Origin of the sequence: Streptacidiphilus anmyonensis, assembly GCF_000787855.1 — a bacterium.
Taxonomy (GTDB): domain Bacteria; phylum Actinomycetota; class Actinomycetes; order Streptomycetales; family Streptomycetaceae; genus Streptacidiphilus; species Streptacidiphilus anmyonensis.
In genome coordinates, this window is the sequence record NZ_BBPQ01000015.1 from 30,238 (window position 1) to 45,847 (window position 15,610).

Annotated in this window: 11 protein-coding genes; all 11 read left to right on the plus strand. The window is 73.7% G+C overall.

The window, feature by feature from the left end; translation table 11 throughout:
• Nucleotides 1–85 precede the first annotated feature (85 nt).
• The 11 genes from TR50_RS16495 to TR50_RS16550 all read left to right on the plus strand — a co-directional run bounded on the left by TR50_RS16495 (nucleotide 86) and on the right by TR50_RS16550 (nucleotide 15,393).
• Nucleotides 86–1,210 (plus strand): Gfo/Idh/MocA family oxidoreductase, encoded by a 1,125-nt coding sequence (locus TR50_RS16495; RefSeq protein WP_042421564.1) that lies wholly within the window; start codon nucleotides 86–88, stop codon nucleotides 1,208–1,210.
• Entirely contained in the window at nucleotides 1,200–2,201 is a 1,002-nt protein-coding gene (locus TR50_RS16500; protein ID WP_063775081.1) for a sugar phosphate isomerase/epimerase family protein, read from the plus strand. Before TR50_RS16495 ends, TR50_RS16500 begins: the two co-directional genes overlap by 11 nt.
• 380 nt (nucleotides 2,202–2,581) lie before the next feature.
• Nucleotides 2,582–5,191: an Ldh family oxidoreductase gene (locus TR50_RS48820; protein WP_063775082.1), complete on the plus strand. Its 2,610-nt coding sequence runs from the start codon at nucleotides 2,582–2,584 to the stop codon at nucleotides 5,189–5,191.
• Nucleotides 5,191–6,240 carry a Gfo/Idh/MocA family protein gene (locus tag TR50_RS16515; RefSeq protein ID WP_063775083.1) on the plus strand — a complete coding sequence of 350 codons (1,050 nt, stop codon included), beginning with the start codon at nucleotides 5,191–5,193 and terminating at the stop codon, nucleotides 6,238–6,240. The genes TR50_RS48820 and TR50_RS16515 overlap by 1 nt, the downstream gene beginning before the upstream one ends.
• On the plus strand, nucleotides 6,234–6,698 hold the full coding sequence (locus tag TR50_RS16520) for a DUF6917 domain-containing protein (RefSeq protein ID WP_236654444.1): 465 nt from the start codon (nucleotides 6,234–6,236) through the stop codon (nucleotides 6,696–6,698). The genes TR50_RS16515 and TR50_RS16520 overlap by 7 nt, the downstream gene beginning before the upstream one ends.
• Nucleotides 6,695–7,180, plus strand: coding sequence for a carboxymuconolactone decarboxylase family protein (locus TR50_RS16525; protein ID WP_042421443.1), 486 nt, complete (start codon nucleotides 6,695–6,697; stop codon nucleotides 7,178–7,180). The genes TR50_RS16520 and TR50_RS16525 overlap by 4 nt, the downstream gene beginning before the upstream one ends.
• Before the next feature lie 474 nt (nucleotides 7,181–7,654).
• On the plus strand, nucleotides 7,655–7,918 hold the full coding sequence (locus TR50_RS16530; protein WP_042421445.1) for a hypothetical protein: 264 nt from the start codon (nucleotides 7,655–7,657) through the stop codon (nucleotides 7,916–7,918).
• 127 nt (nucleotides 7,919–8,045) lie between these two features.
• Nucleotides 8,046–8,858 carry an HlyD family efflux transporter periplasmic adaptor subunit gene (locus TR50_RS16535; RefSeq protein ID WP_042421447.1) on the plus strand — a complete coding sequence of 271 codons (813 nt, stop codon included), beginning with the start codon at nucleotides 8,046–8,048 and terminating at the stop codon, nucleotides 8,856–8,858.
• Between the two features lie 170 nt (nucleotides 8,859–9,028).
• A complete protein-coding gene (locus tag TR50_RS16540) occupies nucleotides 9,029–11,149 on the plus strand; it encodes an NHLP family bacteriocin export ABC transporter peptidase/permease/ATPase subunit (RefSeq protein WP_084700458.1) in 2,121 nt (706 codons plus the stop codon).
• A gap of 1 nt (nucleotide 11,150) precedes the next feature.
• On the plus strand, nucleotides 11,151–14,132 hold the full coding sequence (locus TR50_RS16545; protein ID WP_084700426.1) for an NHLP bacteriocin export ABC transporter permease/ATPase subunit: 2,982 nt from the start codon (nucleotides 11,151–11,153) through the stop codon (nucleotides 14,130–14,132).
• A 136-nt stretch (nucleotides 14,133–14,268) separates the two neighbouring features.
• Nucleotides 14,269–15,393, plus strand: coding sequence for a S1C family serine protease (locus TR50_RS16550; protein WP_063775084.1), 1,125 nt, complete (start codon nucleotides 14,269–14,271; stop codon nucleotides 15,391–15,393).
• Nucleotides 15,394–15,610 lie beyond the last annotated feature (217 nt).

The following is a 15,610-nucleotide window of genomic DNA, read 5'->3' on the forward strand; positions in this document are numbered from 1 at the left end:
GACCGACGTCACTCCCTCCGTACGTGTCCGAACTCATCTGCGCCGACGCCGAAGTCGGCGGCTTGACGGAAGGTTGGTGCAGGAGATGCTGCGCACGTTGGTCGTCGGCCTCGGCCGGGCGGGGGCCGGTCTCCACCTCCCGGTCCTGGCCAAGGCACGGCGACGGCGGCCCGACCTGTTCGCACCGGCAGCCGTGATCGGCGTCGACCGGGCATCGGCCTTACCGGCCGGATCCGCCCGGGACGCCGGGTCCGCCGGGTCCGCCGGATCCGCCTTGGGCGGTGGGGGCGCTGGGGCCGCGCGGGCCGCTGAGGCCGCCGCGGACGGGGAGCACCGGGTGGTCGCCTCGCTCGCCCAGGCCCGGCAGCTGCTCGACCCCGAGCGGACCGTGGTCCACGTCTGCACTCCCCCGGTCGCACGCACCGAGGTCGTCACGGAGCTGCTCGAACTCGGGTTCCGCAGGCTGCTGCTGGAGAAGCCGCCGGCCGCCGATCCGGGCCAGCTCGCGCGGCTGCTGGAGCTGCTGCGACGCCCCGGCGTCCAGTCCGCCGTCGTGGCCCCCTGGCTGGCGAGCACACTGACCGCCCGCCTCGTCGACCTCGTCGAGAAGGAGGCCGTGCTGGGGCGGCTGCGGCGGATCGAGGTCGTCCAGAACAAGCCCCGGTTCCAGCGCTCGTTCACCACTTCCGGGCATCCGACCGCGTTCGACGTCGAGGTCCCGCACGCGCTGGGCGTCGCGCTGCGCCTTGCGGGCGACGCCGAGGTGGTCACCGCCTCGTGCACCGACCTGGACGCCGTCGGGCGACGTGAGCCGCGCCTCGGGGGCGCGACGGTGGACCTGGTCCACCACGGCGGCGTGCGCACCGCCGTCCGGTCCGACCTCACCTCGCCCGTCCGCGAACGCCGGATCACCCTGCGCTTCGACGGCGGCACCGCGGTCGGCCACTACGCGGCCGACGCGTCCGACCACCACGCCCAACTGCGGCTGATCGTGGGCGACGCGGCTCCCATGGAGCCGAGGACGGTGCTGCGGGACGACGCGTTGACGGAGTTCTTCCTACGCGCCTACGAGGACTTCGCCGCGGACGGCCCCTGCCCGAGCGCGCTCGCCCGGCAGGCACGCGTGGTCGAGCTGATCGGCGAGGCCAAACGACTCACGGCCGGACGCCTTTCGCCGGACGCACGAAGGGAGCTGGCCGGTGCCCACTGAGACGGAGCCGGTCGACGCGAAACCGGTCGACGCGAAACCGGTCGACGCGGAGCCGGTCGACGCGAAGCCGCCCGGCCCGCCGGTGCTCGCGGGGATCGGCGACGAGGCCGCGCTCGGCATCGAGGAGCAGTTGGCCGCCGTCACCGCGCTGGGCTGGCGCTCGATCGAACTGCGGACCGTGGACGGGACGCCGCTCGCCGAACTGTCCGAGGCCGCCTTCGACCGGGTCGTGGGCGCGCTGGCGCACACCGGGGTGTCGGTCGTCGCGGTGGACGCCCGCATCGGCGGCTGGGCCCGGTCCGCGGCGGGAGACTTCACCGACGACCTGGACGAACTCGCGGTGCTGGAACGGCGCTGCGCCCGGCTCGGCACCCGCTTCGTCCGCGTCATGTCCTTCCCCGCCGGCGGGCTGGACGCGGACGCCTGGGAGCGCGAGGCGCTGCGCCGCATGCGCGTGCTCGCCGCACGGGCCGACGCGGCGGGGCTGACGCTGCTGCACGAGAACTGCTCCGGCTGGGCCGGCGCGGACGCGGACCGGACGGTCCGCCTGCTGGAGGCGGCCGGCCCCGGCCTGGGCCTGCTCTTCGACACGGGCAACGGCCCCGCCCACGGCTACGACGGGCACGACCTGCTGCGGCGGCTGCTGCGGCACGTCGACCGGATCCTGCACGTCCACATCAAGGACGCCGTCCTCGGCCCCGACGGACGCCCGCGCTACTGCGAGCCGGGCGCGGGCACGCTGCGCGTGGCCGAGAGTCTGCGTCTGCTCCTGGCGCACGGCTACGGCGGCGCGCTGTCGATCGAACCCCACATCGCGGTCCGGCCGCACGAGAACCACCGCGACTCGGCCGACCAGTGCCACGCCGCCTTCCTCCGCTGCGGCATGGCACTGCGCCGCCTGCTCGACTCCGTCGCCGCGCCACCCCCCGCACCACCCGGGACGCCAGCCCCGGACGCCACGACGCCAGCCCTCCCGGAGCCCGCCCGGTGACCGCGCGAAGCGCGCCGAGCGCGAGAAGCGCGAGAAGCGCGGCAACCGCGGGAAGGCGAGCGAGCTCGGGAGGCCCGGCGAGCCTAGGAAGCGCACCGAGCGCCGGAAGCCCGCGAAGCACGAAGAGCCCGGGAAACCCCGCGAGTCCTGGTAGCCCGCTAACCGCGGCGAGCCAGGCGCGCTCGGGAGGCCCGCTGGGCCCAGAAAGCGCGACGGGTGGCGGAAGTCCGGCTGGCGCGGCAGACCCGGCAAGCACGGCTGGCCAGGGAAGCCCCGCCAGCCCCCCGAACCCGGAAGGCGCGGCAGCCGGCGGGGGCCCGCGGAGCGCGGCGTGCCCCGCGAGCCCGGCTGGCGCGGCGCGCGCGGGAAGCGCGAGGGTGGTGAGCGACGCCGACTGCGCACTGCTGCTGGACCTGCTCGCGCTGCCCACCGCGGGACCTCTGGAGTGCGGGCCCGGCTCGCCCGCGCCCGAGTTGTGGGAGGCGCAGCGACGTTACGCCGGGGCCGCCGCGGAGCTCGGCTTCACCGTGCTGCACCACGCCGCACCGCCGCCGGAGTGCGTCCAGCGCGACGACGTGCCGCTGCCGGTGCGCCAAGCCGCCGACGAGGAGCCTGAGTTCCTCGCCTGCCAGCCCAGCCTGGTCCTCGGCCTCGGGCCGGACCGCGCGCCGCACACGCGGACGGTGATGTTCAACGTCCACCTCGACACCGTCGCGGGGTCGGAGCCGGTGCGCTTCGACGGGGAGCGCTTCCACGGGCGCGGCGCCGTCGACGCCAAGGGGCCGGCCGTCGCGCTGCTGTCCGGACTGCGTCGCGCCCTCGCTGAGCAGCCCGGACTCGCCCGCGACACCCGCGTCCTGATCCAGGCCGTGGCCGGCGAGGAGGGCGGCGCGCTGGGCACCCTCGGCACCCGGCCGCTGGTCGAGGCCGGGTACCACGGGCGGCTCAACGTGTTCTGCGAACCCACCGGCGGCCGCGCCCTGCTCCGCAGCACCGCCGCGATGACCGCGCGGCTGCGGGTCCGCGGCCGCGACGCGATCGACGACCGGCCCGAGGCCGGGCACAACGCCGGCGTCCTGCTCGGGTGGCTCGCCCAGCACCTCGCCGCCATGATCGACGACGAACTCGCGACGGAGGACGGCCAGTTGTGCGTGGGCGGGCTCCAGGCCGGGGTGCTGCACAACCGCGTCCACGGCTCGGGGCAGCTGCTGCTGAACCTCTCCTACCGCTCGCCCGCCGTCGGACGGCGTTTGGAGGGGCTGCTGCGCGACGCGGTCGCGGACGGGCTGCGCTCCTTCGCCACCACCTTCCGGCACAGCCGCAGGTTCGCCCTGACGGCCGCCGAAGCGTCGGCGATCGTCCATCTGGACTGGCTCAAGCGGGGCCTGCCCGCCCTCGACGGCGACCCCTCCTGGCTCGCGCCGCTGCTCGACCGTGCGCAGGTGCCGCCATGGCCGGCCGGCGAACCGGCCTTCACCTGCGACGCGATCTGGATGTCCGGCCTGCCCGACGCGCACACCGTCGTGCTGGGCCCCGGCAGCCTCGACACCAACCACGCCCACGCCCACGGCGAGTTCGCCGACCTCGCCGAGCTCGACGCGTTCGCCGCCGTGATCCCCCGCCTGCTCGCCGCCTTCCGCGCCGCTCACCCCCACACCCTTCGCACCCCGAGCACCCCGAGCACCCCGAGCGCCCCGAGCACCCCGAGCACCCCGAGCACCCCGAGCAAGCCGTGCCCACGACCGTCAGGAGGAGCCTCCCCCATGCAGTTGTCGAGCCCGTCGTCGCCATCCGGTCCTCCGCCGGGTCCGCCGTCCGGTCATCCGCCGGAGGCGGGGCCGGACGCCCCGGTCCGGCTCGCCCATGAGGAGCTCACCGGTTTCGTCGCCGAGGTCTTCACCCGGTGCGGCCTCGCCGAGGACCGGGCGGCCGTCGCGGCCGAGGCCCTGTGCTACGGCGATCTGACGGGCATGAGCTCCCACGGGCTGGCCAACCTCACCCGCCTGTACCTCCCGCTGTTCGAGCAGCGCCGCGCCGATCCGGCCGCCGAGCCGGCACTCACCGCCGACCTCGGCGCGGCGGTCCGTCTCGACGCCCGCCGCGCGCTGGGCCTGTGGGCCGCCGCCGTCGCGATGGACCTCGCCGTGGAGCGCGCGGAGCGCTTCGGCGTCGGCCTGGTCTCCGTGCACAACGCCACCCACCTCGGCTGCGCCGGGCATCACGCCGCCCGCGCGGCCCGGCGCGGCCTGGTCGGCCTGGTCGCCTCCAACTGCGGCCGCCAGCGCATCGCCCGTCCGCCGGGCGGCGGCGTCGCGATGCTCGGCACCAACCCGCTGGCCGTCGCCGCCCCCGCCGGACCGCACCACCCGTTCGTCCTCGACATGAGCACCACCGTCGTCCCCACCGGGCGCGTCCGTGCCGCCGCCCGGGCGGGCCGACCGGTGCCGGAGGGCTGGCTCACGGACGACAGCGGCGGGGCCGTCACCGACCCCGCCGCCTTCGACCGCGGCGAGGCCCATCTCGGCTGGCTCGGCGGCTTCCCCGAGACCGGCGCGTACAAGGGATACGGCCTGGGGCTGGCCGTGGAGGTGCTCGCCGGGCTGGTCAGCGGCTCCGGCCTCGGTCCGGCCCCGGAGGCGCTCGACGGCGACGGACGGCCCTCCGGGCGTGACGACGACATCGGCTACCTGGTCGCCGCCGTCGCCCCGGCTCTGCTGCGTCCGCGCGAGCAGTTCGCCGTCGACGCCGACAGCCTGTTCAGCAGCCTGCTCGCCTGCCCGCCGCTCGACGTCGACTCCCCCGTCCGCTACCCGGGCTGGGCGGAGGGCGAGCGGGCGAGCGTTCGTCGTGCCGCCGGGGTGCCCGTCAGCGCCGAGCAGTACCGGGAGCTCAGCGCCGTGGCCGAGCGGTTCGCTCTGCGGCCCCCTGCGCCCCTGCCGCCGGTGTCCGTCCTCCCGGCGGCTCCCGCGCCGCGGGACGGGGAACGCTGATGCGCTCGCACGCCGTCGCCGTGGTCGGACTCGGCGTCATCTCCCGCTACTACCTCGCCGCCCTCGAGGCCTCCCCGACCGCCCGCCTCGCGGCCGTCTGCGACCGGGACGACGCGGCGCTCAGCCCCTGGCGTGACCGTCTCCCCGTGCCTGCCTACCGGGACCACCGCGAGCTGCTGGCCGCCCACCCGTCGCTCGACGGCGTCGTCGTCACCGTGCCCAACGACGCGCACGCCGCGGTCTGCGCCGACTTCCTGCGCGCGGGCGTGCCGGTGTGCGTGGAGAAGCCGCTGGCCCTGACCGACGAGCAGGGCGCCGAACTCGTGGCGCTGGCCGAGGTCTCCGGGACGCCGCTGTTCACCGCCTTCCACCGGCGTCACAACACCGCCGTCACCGCGCTCGCCGCGCGCCTGCCGAGCGGCGTTCCGATCGCCCGGGTCACCGTCCGCTACTTCGAGCGGATCGAGGAACACGTCGGCCCCGACCGCTGGTACCTGGACCCGGCCCGCTGCGGGGGCGGCTGCGTCGCCGACAACGGGCCCAACGCCTTCGACCTGGTCCGCCTGCTGCTGGGCGAGGTGACCGTCGAGGGCGCGCGGATCCGCTACGACGAGGCGGGGCTCGACCGCCAGGCGGAGATCGACCTGCGCGCGGCCTCCGGCGACGCGCGCGCGACGGTCGAGCTCGACTGGTCCTACCCGGGCGAGCTGAAGGACGTCGAGGTCGTCCTGGCGGACGGCTCCGTCCACCATGCCGACATGCTGGCCGGGCACCAGGGCTTCAAAGCCTCCCTGTGGCACGAGTACGAGGCGGTTCTCGCCGCCTTCGCCACCCGGCTCAGCGGCCCCTTCCGCCCGGACCCCGGCGGAGCCGCCGCCCTGGCGCTGGTGGCGGCGACCTACCGACTCGCCCGCACCGTGTCCGACGAACCGCCGTCCCACGAACCGCCGTCCCACGAACCGCCGTCCGACGAGCCGGTGCTCGAGGAGCTGCTGCTCGACGAGGCGCTGCCCGTCGGTCCTGAGCCGACGGAGGCGGCCCCGTGCTGAGCTCCGCCGACCCGCTGCCCGGGCTCCTGCGCGAGGACGGCCCCAAGCGCACCGTCCACGGACTGATCGTCAAGGTCCTGGTCCACCGCCGCGAGAACCGCGGGATGACGCTCGAACCGCACGCGAGCCGCTGCGTCCGCGCCGGCGAGGTGCACGAGCTCGTCACCACCGACCACCACGAGACGGCGCCCGGCGCGCGGATCGACCGCGTCGGCTTCCTCGGATTCGTCGAACTGGACCGCGGCGGCGTCATCGACCGCGGCGACACCGTCCGCATCGCCGGACGCGCCGTCGGCACGGTGCTGGGCTTCGACGCGTGCCACCTCCCCAACCACTACAACATCCTGATCCGCACCGAAACCCCGCTGACCGGGGCCGATCTGGCACTGACCCCGGAGACCCCGGTCAGTTTCGAACAGGCGACCCCGCCCCTCTGTCTCGTGAAAGGCCTGCCATGACCTCCCCGTCCCCCGCCCCGACCGGCACCGGCTCCGGCACGAACGCGGACGCGGACGCGCCGCGCCTCGACCCGACCGCGTCCGTCGACGCCATGCGAGCCCTCGCCGAGCTCACCCAGGTCGCGGGCCAGGACCTGCCGCCCGCCCTCACGGAGCTGGTCAGCCTGCACGTCTCCCGGCTTAACGGCTGCGCCTACTGCACCGGCCTCCACCACGAAGGAGCCCTCGCCGCAGGGCAGTCGGCGGCCAAGCTCACCCGACTCGACAGCTGGGAGGACTCCTCCGACTTCACCCCGACCGAACGCGCCGCCCTCGCCCTCGCCGAGCACCTGACCCGCCCCACCGGCGGCGCCGTCCCCGCGCCGGTCCGCGCGGAGGCCGTCCGCCGCCTCGGCGACCGGTCGGCGAACCGCCTGGTCTGGACGATCGCGACGACCAACGCGTGGAACCGCGTCGGCGTCGCCGCCGCCGTCGCGCGGTAGCCCGGCGGAACCGGGGCACCCGGGACGTACCCCCGTCCGGTGGCCCCGGTTCCGCCGATCGTCGGTGTCCAGGACGCCCACGGCACCGGCATGCTGGGCTCATCAGGACGATGCTTCGCGGAATCTTCACGCGCTCGTCCGCCCGCCGGAGACACCGGACGACTCCTCACTTCGTCCCCATCCTCTCCGCGTTGGGTACACGTGCATCCATTCCGGACACATCACGCCCTCCCGGACATCACACAACGAACGCAGCAACGCCATCATCGTCAGCTTCGTTCACAGCAGCCCCATCATTCGGTCGGAATTGCGGATGCTCCCGCCCACGAGCCGACTCGAACGTTCACAATAAAACCCAATGGCCGCGAGTGGACATATACGACCGCCGACTGGTTGGATCATGCCAAGAAAGGGGCGGGCATATACCCGTACCCACGACTGGAAATGCTCAGAGCATTGAGAGGAAATACACTCATGCGCAGCGACTTCACGCCGCAGGTCGAGACCCGCGAGATCGACGACGCCGACCTGGACGGCGTGGCGGGCGGCCTCGGCCTCAACGCCGGCGCCGGCGTGCACGGTGTCGCCGGCCTCGGCGTTCACGTGTCGGGCATCTCGGACGCGCTGAACGGCGTCGGCTCCGTCCTCCCGGTCGGCGGCCTGGTCTCCGAGGTCACCGGCCTGGCCGGTATGACCGGCACCGTCAGCAACCTGACCAACATGGTCACGGGTATCTGATTTCTGGATATCCTCGCCGAGCTGAACGGTTCGGGATCAGGCCCTGGAACTATACGTTCCGGGGCCTGCGTCGCGCCTTTTTTCATTCCGGCGCATTTCGGCGCCGAGCAGCCTAAGGAAATACCCTGTGCAGTTCCGGCAGCAGGCGCTGGCCAAGCAGCAGTCGCCCGAGGATCTCGACGTGCCGGCTCAGCTGGCCCGCCCGCAGGGCCGCCTCGTGCTCCTGGTCACGGCGGCGGTCGTGGCAGCCGCCGGCTTCTGGGCGGTGACCGGCACGGTCTCCACCAAGGCCGACGCGCCCGGCATCCTCTTCCACGCCGAGGGCAGCTACACCCTGGAGAGCCCGGTGGCCGGTCAGGTCGTCGCCGTCTACGCGAGCGCGGGTGACACCCTCGCCGCCGGAGCGCCCCTCCTCGGCGTCCGCACGGGCAGCAGCCAGAAGGTGCAGATGGTCAGAACGGTGTCGGCGGGCCGGATCACCACGCTCTCCGCCCCGCTCGGCTCGGTCGTCGCGACCGGCTCGGGACTCGCCACCGTCGAACGAGTCACCAGCCCCGACGAGCCGCTCGTCGCGGTCCTGTACGCGTCCGCGACCACCGCCTCGTCGATCCCCGTCGGCGCGGAGGTGGACCTCACCGTCCAGTCGGTGCCGGTCCAGCAGTACGGGCTGCTGCGCGGGAAGGTCCAGTCGGTCGGCCGCAGCCCCGAGTCGCAGCAGCAGATCGCGGGCTTCCTCGGCAGCGACCAGCTCGCCCAGGCCTTCAGCACGCAGGGCGAACCGGTGCCGGTGGTCGTGCAGTTGGAGCGGTACGGCAGCAGCAGGTCCGGCTACGCCTGGTCCACCACGCAAGGCCCGCCGTACCAGCTCCAGTCCACCGAGCTGGTGAGCGCCGCCGTGCACCTGGCCGGACAGCACCCGATCGATTGGATCCTGCCGTGAGCGGACGACGCGCCGCCAGCCCGAACCGCTCCAGGCGCGCCGCCCCCCAGCGGACCGCCCCGCAACGCACCGCCCCGCAACGCACCGCCCGGCAGCGGACGGTTCGGCAAAGGACCGAGCAGCAGAAGACCGTGCGGCAGAAGACCGTGCGCACCCCCACCGTCCTGCAGATGGAGGCGGTCGAGTGCGGCGCCGCCGCCCTCTCCATGGTGCTCGGGCACTACGGACGGCACGTCCCGCTCGAGGAACTGCGGATCGCCTGCGGCGTCTCCCGGGACGGCTCCCGCGCGAGCAACGTGCTGAAGGCCGCGCGCGGATACGACCTGACGGCCAAGGGCATGCAGATGGAGCCCGCCGCCCTGGCCGCCGAGGTGCGCACACCCGCCGTGCTGTTCTGGGAGTTCAACCACTTCGTCGTCTACGAGGGCGCCCGCCGCCGCCTCGGCAGACGCGGCGTGCAGCTCAACGACCCGGCGCGCGGACGCCGGTTCGTCGACGAGGAGGACTTCGACTCCGGCTTCACCGGCGTGGTCCTGACCTTCGAGCCGGGCCCGGGATTCCGGCCGGGCGGCAGGCGGCCGGGCGTGCTGAGCGCCCTGCCCGCCCGGCTGCGCGGCACCAAGGGCACCACGCCCGCCGTGCTCGCGGCCAGCCTGCTGCTGGTCGCCGTCGGCGTGGCGATGCCGGCACTGAGCCGCACCTATATCGACTCCTTCCTGATCGGTAGTCAGACCTCGCTGCTGCCGGTGCTGTTCGCGGCGATGGCGACGCTGGTCTTGCTGACCGGCGTGCTGACCGCCGTGCAGCAGGCCAACCTGCTGCGCGGCCGGATGATCGCGTCCACGCTCAGCAGCGCCCGCTTCCTGCGCCACCTGCTCCGACTGCCGGTGGCCTTCTTCACCCAGCGCAACCCCGCCGACCTGGTCCAACGCCTCCAGTCCAACGACTCGGTGGCCGAGACCCTCGCCAGGGACCTCGCCGCGGTCGGCGTCGACGCGATCGTGGTCGTCCTGTACGCCGTGCTGCTGTGGACCTACGACCCGCAGCTGACCGTCCTCGGCATCGGCATCGCGCTGCTCAACGTGGTGGCGCTGCGGGTGGTGGTCCGCATCCGCGGGACCGGCGTGCAGAAGCTGCGCGCGGACAGCGCCCGCCTGACCAACACCTCGTACAGCGGACTTCAGTTGATCGAGACGATGAAGGCGACCGGCGGCGAGACCGGGTACTTCCGGCGCTGGGCAGGCCAGCACGCGGTCACGCTCAACGGCGAGCAGCGCCTCGGTGTTCCGAGCGCCGCGCTGAGCATCGTCGCCCCCACCCTCTCCGCGCTCAACAGTGCGCTGATCCTGCTGATCGGCGGACTGCGGGCGGTGGAGGGCCAGATCTCGATCGGTCTGCTGGTCGCCTTCCAGGCCCTGGTGGCCAGCTTCACCGCGCCGGTCACCCGGCTGAACGGGGTGGCCGGACGCGTCCAGGACTTCGCCGCGGACATGGCCCGGCTCAAGGACGTCGAGAGCTTCCCCACCGACGCGCGGCTGACCAGCTCCCGCGCCGTCGCCGGGGCGCGCCGCCTCAGCGGTCATGTGCTGCTGGAGAACGTGACCTTCGGCTACAGCGCGCTGGACCAGCCGCTGCTCAAGGGCTTCACGCTGGACGTCGGACCCGGTCGGCAGGTCGCGCTGGTGGGCGGCTCGGGCAGCGGCAAGTCCACGGTGTCCCGGTTGATCTCCGGCCTCTACCAGCCCTGGGAGGGCGAGATCAGCATCGACGGGCAGCGGCTCGCCGACATCCCGCGCAGCTCGCTGGCGGCCTCGGTGTCCTTCGTCGACCAGGACGTCTTCCTCTTCGAGGGCACGGTCCGCGACAACGTGGCGCTCTGGGACCCCTCCGTCCCGGACGAGGCCGTCACCGCCGCGCTGCGCGACGCGGCGGTCCTCGACGCGGTCTCCCGGCGTCCCGGCGGCATCCACAGCCGGGTCGAGCAGGACGGCCGCAACTTCTCCGGCGGTCAGCGCCAACGCCTGGAGATCGCCCGCGCGCTGGTGCGCCAGCCCAGCGTGTTGGTCCTCGACGAGGTGACCAGCGCCCTCGACGCGGAGACCGAGCAGGTCGTCATGGACAACCTCCGCCGGCGCGGCTGCGCCTGCGTGGTGATCGCCCACCGGCTCAGCACCGTCCGGGACAGCGACGAGATCGTGGTGCTGGACCGCGGGGTCGTGGTCGAACGCGGGCGTCACGAGGACCTGGTGACGGCCGCGGGGCCTTACGCCCAGCTGGTCAGGGAGCACTGACATGTCGTTCGCCGAACCCCCCGTGCCTTCGCCGGATCCCCAGGGCCCGTGGACGACGGGACAGATCGTCCAGGTCACCCCGTACGGACAGGAGTACGCGCCGGAGTACGTGCCCGAGTACGTGCCGGAGTCCGCCCGGCAGCCGCTCGGCGAGGACGCGGTGCTCACCGCGCTCGGCGGCCTCGGCGCGCCGGTCGACTGCACGGGCGTGCGACGGCTGCCGCTGGAGGGCCCGCACGTGGTGTGGCTGGTCGTGGCCGGTGCGCTCGACCTGTTCGCCGTGGACGCGGTGTTCGAGGGCCGCTGGCACTTCCTCGGCCGCCTCGGGGCCGGCGCGCTGCTGCCCGGCCCCGTCGACGGCCCGCGGCACACCGTGATCGGCCGGCCGCAGTCCGGCTGTGTGCTGCGCCGGATCCAGTTGCGTGAGCTGATGTTCGCGCCCCAGTACGCGCCCGACTGGGCGTACTACGGCGCGCACGGGGCGCCGTCCCCGCTGGAGGACGCCTTCGCCCGCGGCATGGGACGCAGCCTGCGGCTCCTCTTCGAGGCCCGCGCGGGAGGCGGGTCGGCCGGTCCCGACGTCGTGGTGGACGACCTCGGCGAGGACATGCAGTGGCTGTCGCTCCCTCCGGGCAGCCTGGTCCACGGCGGCGTCTACAGCCAGGAGACCGCGCTGGACCTGTTCGTCGATCCGGCCGCCTGGCAGCAGCTGGTGGACCAGCAGAGCCGCCTGCTGTTCGCCCTGGACCGGTGGATCGACGAGCTGGAGCGGACCTTCGAGGACCGGGCCGAAGCCGGCGTCAAGGCAGGCGACGCGGCGCGCGCCCAGGCCGACCGGGCGCTGCTCACCTCGCTCGAGCGGTCCGACCGGGGCCGTGCCGGTCCGACGCCCGGTTCGACGCCCGGTGGCGGCTCCGGCGTGGACGAGGCGACCCTCGCCGCCTGCCGGATCGTGGGCGAGGCGGCCGGGATCGCGATCACCGCGCCCACCGGCGGCGGTGCCGGGACCGACCGGCGCTCCCCGATCGAGAGGATCGCGGTCGCCTCCCGCTTCCGCACCCGGCAGGTCCGGCTCCAGGGCCGGTGGTGGAGCCAGGACGCCGGGCCGCTGCTCGGGTTCCGGTCGGCGTCCGGCACCCCAGTCGCACTGCTGTGGCGTCGCACCGGTTACGAGGCGGTGGAGCCGTCCGACGGGAGGCGCACCCGGATCCGCGCGCAGAACGCGGACCAGTTCGAGCCCTATGCCGTCCTGTGTTACCGGCCGCTCCCCGAGGAGCCGCTCTCGGCCTGGCGGCTGCTGCGCTTCAGCGTCCGCGGCACGCGCCCGGACCTGCGGCGGCTGGTCGTCAGCGGCCTGGTCGCGGTGGTGCTCGGCACGCTGGTGCCGATCGCGACCGGGCAGGTGCTCGGCGACTACGTGCCCAACGCCGAGAGCGACCTGATCGTGCAGACCTCGCTGGCGATCGTCGCGACCACGCTGGTCTCCGCGGCGTTCATGCTGCTGGAGAACCTCTCCATCCTGCGTCTGGAGGGCCGCGTCGAGGCCACGCTCCAGCCGGCCGTCTGGGACCGGCTGCTGCGGCTGCCCACGCGGTTCTTCGCGGGACGGTCGACGGGCGAGCTGGCCTCGGCGGCGATGGGCATCAGCGCCATCCGCCGGCTCCTGTCCGGGGTCAGCACGGTGGTCGTCCAGGCCGGCACGGTCGGGCTGGTCAACCTCGTGCTGCTGCTCTGCTTCAGCGTCCCGCTGGCACTGGCGGCGATCGGGATGCTGGTGGTGATCGCGGCGGTCTTCCTGGGCCTGGGCCTGTGGCAGGTCCGCTGGCAGCGCAGGCTGACCGTGCTGAACAACAAGCTGAACAACCAGGCGTTCCAGACCCTGCGCGGGCTGCCCAAGCTGCGGGTCGCCGCCGCCGAGGACTTCGCCTACGCGGCGTGGGCGGGCGAGTTCGCCCGCAGCCGGGAGATGCAGCGCCGGGTGGGCCGGATCAAGAACCTGATCACCGTCTGCAACGCCGTCTACCTGCCGGTCTGCATGCTCGGGATGTTCATGCTGCTGGCCGGACCGGCCCGCGGCAGCATGTCGGCGAGCAGCTTCCTCACCTTCAGCACCTCGGTGACGATGGTGCTGACCTCGGTCACCCAGCTCACCGGCTCGCTGCTCTCGGTGGTGTCGGCGCTGCCGCTGTTCGAGCAGATCAAGCCGGTGCTGGACGAGGCGCCCGAGGTGCGCGGCGGCAGCGCGGCGCCGGGCCCGCTCTCCGGCGGGATCGAGGCCCGCGACCTGTCCTTCCGCTACACCGAGAACGGGCCGCCGGTGCTCGACGGCGTGACGTTCCGGATCGAGCCGGGCGAGTTCGTCGCCGTCGTCGGCGCGAGCGGCAGCGGCAAGTCGACGCTGCTGCGACTGCTGATCGGCTTCGAGCAGCCCGTCTCGGGCGGCGTCCTCTTCGACGGCCAGGACCTCGCCTCGCTCGACCAGGCGGCGGTGCGCCGCCAGTGCGGGGTCGTGCTCCAGCACGCGCAGCCGTTCAACGGCTCGATCCTGGACTGCATCCGCGGCACCGAGCCGCACAGCATGGAGGAGGTGTGGGAGGCGGCGGCGATGGCCGGGCTCGCGGAGGACATCAAGGCCATGCCGATGGGCCTGCACACCGTCCTGTCCGACGGCGGCGGCACCGTCTCCGGCGGGCAGCGGCAACGCCTGATGATCGCTCAGGCGCTGGTCCGCCGTCCCCGCATCCTGCTCTTCGACGAGGCCACCAGCGCGCTCGACAACGAGACCCAGCGGATCGTGATCGAGAGCACCCGGCGGCTTCGCGCCACCCGCGTGGTGATCGCGCACCGGCTGTCGACCGTGCTGGACGCCGACCGGGTCCTGGTCATGACCGAGGGCCGGATCGTGCAGGAGGGCACGCCCGCGGCGCTCCTCGCGGACACCTCCGGCCCCTTCCACCAGCTGGCCCGCCGCCAGATGCAGTAGCTGCGGTGGATCCGGCGCCCGCTCTGCCGCTTCATGAGAAAGGCCTTCAAATCGCCTCCTCCCACGCGTGGCGCTCCCGCCGACCGGGCACGGATCAGTCAGGCAATGGAGGCGCGCCGAGCACGGAGGTGGCGCCATGAGGTGGAACGCAGCAGGACTGGTGGCCTGCGGGATAGCCGCGTCCATGGGCGTCGCGGGGTGCACGCTCTCGACGTCCTCGACGGCGTCCCCCACACGGTCGTCCTCACCGTGGACGACGGCTCCGTCGTCGTCCCCCTCGTCGGGATCGTCGTCGGGGTCGCTGGGCGGGTCGGGCTCGGCGACGACGACCCGGACGCTGGCGCAGGTCGCGGCGGGCAGCGTCGACCTGGTCAGCGAGGAGGGCCTGCAGGGCACCGAGGCGGCGGGCACCGGCATCGTGCTGACCTCGGACGGCATCGTCCTCACCAACAACCACGTCATCAACGGCGCCACGTCGCTGAGCGCCGTGGACATCGGGAACGGCCGCAGCTACAGCGCGTCCGTGATCGGCTACGACCGCAGCCACGACCTGGCGCTGGTCCAGCTGCACGGCGCCTCGGGACTCCAGACGCTCAGCCTGGCGGCGAGCACGAACGTCTCCGTCGGCGACTCGGTCACGGCGCTCGGCAACGCCGGCGGGCGCGGCGGGCAACCGAGCCAGGCGGCCGGTTCGGTCACCGCGCTCGGCCAGCGGATCACCGCGACGGACGAGGGCTCGGGCACTTCCGAGCAGCTCAGCGGTCTGATCCAGGTCGACGCGCAGATCCAGGCGGGCGACTCCGGCGGCCCACTGGTCAACGCCCAGGGCCAGGTGATCGGCATCGACACCGCCGCCTCCACCGGCTACCAGTTCCAGGACGCGTCGACCGAGGGCTTCGCCATACCGGCCACCCAGGCGGAGACCACAGCCGAGGCCATCGCCGGCGGCCACGCCTCGTCGACCGTGCACATCGGCGCGACGGCCTGGCTCGGCGTCGGGGTCGGCACCGCCAACCAGTACTCCACGACCAATGGCGCGGCGGTCGTCCAGGTCGTGCCCAACTCCCCGGCCGACCACCTCGGGCTGCTCGCCGGCGACGTGATCACCTCGCTCGACGGCGCCTCGGTGCCCGATCCCAACACGCTGACCGCGCTGCTCGGCCAGCACCACCCCGGCGACACCGTCACCCTCGGCTGGACCGACACCAGCGGCCAGGCCCAGTCCGCCCATCTCGTCCTCGGCACCGGCCCGGCCGGCTGAGACCGGCCGGGCGAGACGGACCGGCTGAGACGGAGGGGACGAACGAGTCGTTTGGGGACATAGAGGCCACCGAAACAGTTGTGACTTATGAGGCAGTAGGGACAGTCGGGACAACTGTGGCGAAGCCCCTCCGACGGGGGCATCCCGACACCCCGGATGGTCCGTGCACGGCCGGTCCTTCGTGGGACCAGGCAAGGAGCCGCCCCCGCCGTTCGGC

Bases quoted from the DNA above. Each gene is read 5' to 3' on its own strand.
- TR50_RS16495 (WP_042421564.1), top strand. From the start codon at position 86: ATGCTGCGCACGTTGGTCGTCGGCCTCGGCCGGGCGGGGGCCGGTCTC.
- TR50_RS16515 (WP_063775083.1), top strand. From the start codon at position 5,191: ATGCGCTCGCACGCCGTCGCCGTGGTCGGACTCGGCGTCATCTCCCGC.
- TR50_RS16525 (WP_042421443.1), top strand. From the start codon at position 6,695: ATGACCTCCCCGTCCCCCGCCCCGACCGGCACCGGCTCCGGCACGAAC.
- TR50_RS16530 (WP_042421445.1), top strand. From the start codon at position 7,655: ATGCGCAGCGACTTCACGCCGCAGGTCGAGACCCGCGAGATCGACGAC.
- TR50_RS16540 (WP_084700458.1), top strand. From the start codon at position 9,029: ATGGAGGCGGTCGAGTGCGGCGCCGCCGCCCTCTCCATGGTGCTCGGG.
- TR50_RS16545 (WP_084700426.1), top strand. From the start codon at position 11,151: ATGTCGTTCGCCGAACCCCCCGTGCCTTCGCCGGATCCCCAGGGCCCG.
- TR50_RS16550 (WP_063775084.1), top strand. From the start codon at position 14,269: ATGAGGTGGAACGCAGCAGGACTGGTGGCCTGCGGGATAGCCGCGTCC.